Raw genomic sequence first — 4,232 nt, 5'->3', positions numbered from 1 at the left:
TGAATATATTGTTATATATTGCGTTATCGTTTAAGTTACTTAAATAAATGCCAATTTCGTTGTTTTTTAATAAATTACTGCTTAGAGTGTTATTATTAGCAAGGAAAAATTTAAATCCATCTTTATTATTTGAAATATTGCAATTATATATTGTATTATTATTTGAAAATTGTAAATAAATACCGTAATTTTCATTTAAATAAATTTTATTATTTAGTAAACTACTATTATTGGACATAAAGAGTAACATTCCATTTTCAGAATTTGATATCTCGACATTATTTAGTGTATTATTTGACGAATAAGCCATTTGTAAGCCCGTAAAAAGATTAGAAACGGTTATATTTTCAATTAAAAAATCATTACAGTTTGCAAGTATTACTTGTCCAGCATCTTCTGGTACTATACTATTGTTAACATCTTTGTAATAATAAATTGGTTTTCTGTCGACTGTATTATTTTCAAAAGTATGAGTGTTCCAATTTTCCAAAAAACGACCTGTAATGGATATACCACCACTATTTAATGAATTATTGTTTAAAACATTATATTCCGAATCCAAAATTGCAATGCCTAATGAATCATTTGAAGATATAGTGGTATTTTTAATTTTAGTTCGGTCGGAACTTTCGATATATAGTTCATGCCACTTATTTTTTGATAAAGTATTATTTTCTAATATGTTGTTTATTGAATAGTATAGGTATATCCCGTACTGATTATTTTGGTCTAATGTATTATTTATTATGTTATTACTGTTTGAATAATACGCGGTAAAACCATGTACTTTATTTGAAGAGATATTGTTATTTAAAATTTCATAGATGTATGTATTATAAACTGTAATCCCGTTCATCCCGTTATGGCATATCGTATTATTTTTAATTAAACCAGAAATAGCATTATATTGATAAATTCCATTATTTGTAAAGTTCATTATCCTTAAATTTTTTAGAGTTATATTTCGGAGTTGGGTAGACATTCCTATCATATAAATCCCATTTATTCCAGAATTATTCCCATCTAGTGTAAAACCCCTACCATCTACAACTACATCATTACAGGTAATTGATATACAATTATTACTACTATTACAGATTATATTTTCTGCTAAATAGTATTTACCAGACTTATTGATAGTGTACTCACTGCTATTTATTTCAGTATCTGCATATGCCGTATTAACAGCCAACAGTGTTACCATTAATAACATAAAAAATACTATTTCGGTACATATTTTCATTATTTTCCCCTCATTATTAGATAATATATATTAAAATATTTTAATTATTAAATATATAGTTACGGATTAATTTAATACCAAAATCTACCAAAATCTACCAAATTGGTAGGTAAGTATATATGTATCAAATTTTATAAGTTAATACCAATAATTACCAAAATCTACCAAATTGGTAGTTAGCATTTATTAGTTAGCATTTATTAGTTATTAGTTAGTAGTAATAAGGATGTGAAATTATGAAAATTCCCGAAAAACCTCCAAATATGCTAGATTTAATGAGTGATTTTGGACTTAATACAAAAAATGGTATAAATTTAAATGCCAATGATGATAAAAAGTTTAAATTAGACTTTTTAAATGTTTTAAAGTATTTTAATTTAATAAATTCTATCTTAAAGGGCGAGGAATTAAATGTTCCTGAAAAAGAAAAAGAAATACTATTAAATGTAAATTATGTTCATTGGGATGATTTAAAATACAAATCGTTCAGCATGGGTAAAAAAGAGATTTGGCTCATATTACAATTACTAAGGGCTTTTAAATTTCAAAATTTCAAAATAAAAGAATATAGTTTTAAATATTGTTTAACAAACACTTTATTAAAGCGAATACATGAAATTGACAAAGCAACTTTCGGGGAAATGAATGTAGGTCTTAAAAATGTAAATGAAAAATATAAGAAAAAATATCTTATAAATTCATTAATCGAAGAAGCAATTGCCTCTAGTCAAATTGAAGGAGCTACAACAACTCGTAAAAAAGCCAAAGAAATGATTCTTCAGCAGAAAAAACCTACAAATAATTCCGAGAAAATGATATATAACGGATATATCACCATGGAATACATTTACGAAAACATTATCAATGAGCAATTGACTCCTGAAGTTATTTTGGAGCTTCATAGGTCTATAACTGAAGATACATTAGATGATAAAAAAGATGAAATACAATATCGGGATAATGATGAAATAGTTGTAGGCGATAATTTGGACGTAGGTATTACTTACCATACGCCCCCTAAATACGCAGAAATCCCTGGATTAATGGAAGAATTTTGCAATTTTGCAAATTCTGATGAAGATGGATATTTTATACCGCCGATAATAAAAGGGATAATTCTTCACTTCTTAATTGGTTATATTCACCCATTTAACGACGGAAACGGAAGAACTGCACGGGCGATATTCTATTGGTACGTACTCTCAAGAGGTTACGTAGGATTTAGATATACTGCTATTTCAAGAATATTAAAAAATGCTAAAAAGAAGTATGCAAAAGCTTATTTATATTCTGAAACGGATGAAAATGATTTAACTTACTTTATAAATTATAATTTAGACGCTATTGAAAAATCAATCGAAGAAATGAATAATTACATATCACGACGAGAAAAAGAACTCGTGGATATTGGGGAAGAATTTTACGAAAATACGGCTCTAAATTCAAGACAGGCCGATATTATTCGGTATTTTTACAATAACCCTGAAAAGTACATTACTATCAAAGAAATTCAAAACATGTTTTTTGTTGCATACGATACAGCAAGGAACGATTTGGAGTTATTGGTCGAAAATAATAAAATTATGAAACGTAAAAACGGAAAAAAATTTGAATATATATCAATTTTAAATAAAAGCTAATAAAAATAATATTTATACTATTAAATCAATAATTCAATAAAAATATAATATAACCTAACTATAACCTAATTATAACCTAATTATAAATGGTGAAAATTTGGCAAGTAAGAAACTTTTAAGTAATTTATCAGAAGAAGACCTTAAAGAATTGTATATAATAGACATGTTTAGAACTTATGAATTAAATAGGATGTTTTTGGAAGATTTAGACGGTGCAACCAATAGAAGAAAAATATTACAACTAAAAAGCTTTATAGAAGAACAAATGAAAAATATAAAGTTAGATTTAGCAGATAATATGATTTCAAACGATTTGGAGGAAGTGGAATTTTTTAACCATAAGATTAAAGTTAAAATTGATAAGGAAAATGGAGAAACTGAAGAAAACGCAACTGTTTCATTTGAGTTAATCTCTTATGAAGTTGATGAAAAAGTTGAAAAAGAAATCAATGAAGAAGAGCAGAAGTATTTGGCTTGGGAGACTAGAATAAAAAATAATATCATAGATGCGGTAAATAATCATTATACGAATAGTGCGGAAAACTATACATTTTTACAGCTTTGTGATGAACTTTCTGAAGATACCTGGGAAGAAGACACTAGCAAATTTGATATTATCAGTAAACTTCAGGATTTAAGTCATAATGGTGTTTTAAAAGTAGATGGTAATATATTTAGTAGCGAAGAATTAAACAAATGTGATGGTACCAAAATCCTTGATTATTCGACAACTAATGAATCTAGTATAAATCCTAATTTTGTAATAAAATTGATAAAATAAAAAATAATAGAATAATAGAATAATAGAATAATAATAGAATAGTAAAATAAAAAATAAACCGGGGAAATAAAATGTCTAGCAAAAAAATATTAGATAAATTAGCTACTGAAGAAGATAAAGAAGAATTAGCAATAGCTACACTAATAAACAATTATACAACAATAGCTTTAATTAAAGCAGATTTAGAAGAAGCTACAAGTAAGAAAAAGATGTTAAAATTACAAAATAATATAGATAATGAAATATTTCAAATTTGTAACGAATTGGCACAATATATGATTTCAAACGATTTAGATGAAATGGAATATCTTGGAATTCTTGTAAAAGTTGATAAAGAAACTAAAAATATTTCATTCGAGCCTAATCCAAATTATAACTACTAATTTACTTTTTTCTTATTATTTTTTTATATTTTAAAATTATTAAGCTATTTTGAATAGGTTTTAAAAAACATTGAAAATATATTAAAAAACTAAAAAAAGTAGTAATTGAGTTTACTCAATTACCTTAAATCCTCCGTCAACCCATTCTACAGTTATAGGTTCGTCAGGTAACTCAGTAAGAGTTT

The 4,232-nt window shown here is 25.9% G+C and carries 4 protein-coding genes; 3 read left to right on the top strand and 1 reads right to left on the bottom strand.

The features are described 5' to 3' along the window. Window positions 1-1,243, bottom strand: a 1,243-nt coding sequence (locus tag M2325_RS08210) for a NosD domain-containing protein (RefSeq protein WP_259052698.1), incomplete at its 3' end; no start/stop codon positions are given. Window positions 1,244-1,479: 236 nt separating this feature from the next. On the opposite strand from M2325_RS08210, the gene M2325_RS08205 reads away from it, so the two are divergent. The 3 genes from M2325_RS08205 (at window position 1,480) to M2325_RS08195 (ending at window position 4,047) form a co-directional block, all read left to right on the top strand. Continuing rightward, on the top strand, window positions 1,480-2,883 hold the full coding sequence (locus M2325_RS08205) for a Fic family protein (protein ID WP_259052696.1): 1,404 nt from the start codon (window positions 1,480-1,482) through the stop codon (window positions 2,881-2,883). 97 nt (window positions 2,884-2,980) lie between these two features. Further along, window positions 2,981-3,664 carry a hypothetical protein gene (locus tag M2325_RS08200; RefSeq protein WP_259052684.1) on the top strand — a complete coding sequence of 228 codons (684 nt, stop codon included), beginning with the start codon at window positions 2,981-2,983 and terminating at the stop codon, window positions 3,662-3,664. A 71-nt stretch (window positions 3,665-3,735) separates the two neighbouring features. Further along, window positions 3,736-4,047: a hypothetical protein gene (locus M2325_RS08195; RefSeq protein WP_259052677.1), complete on the top strand. Its 312-nt coding sequence runs from the start codon at window positions 3,736-3,738 to the stop codon at window positions 4,045-4,047. The last annotated feature ends 185 nt before the right edge of the window (window positions 4,048-4,232 follow it).

The organism is Methanococcus voltae PS, from assembly GCF_024807035.1.
Taxonomy (GTDB): Archaea; AGJL01; Methanococci; order Methanococcales; family Methanococcaceae; genus Methanococcus; species Methanococcus voltae.
Note: the sequence above shows the minus strand (reverse complement) of the source record. Positions and strands in the feature narration are given on the sequence as shown.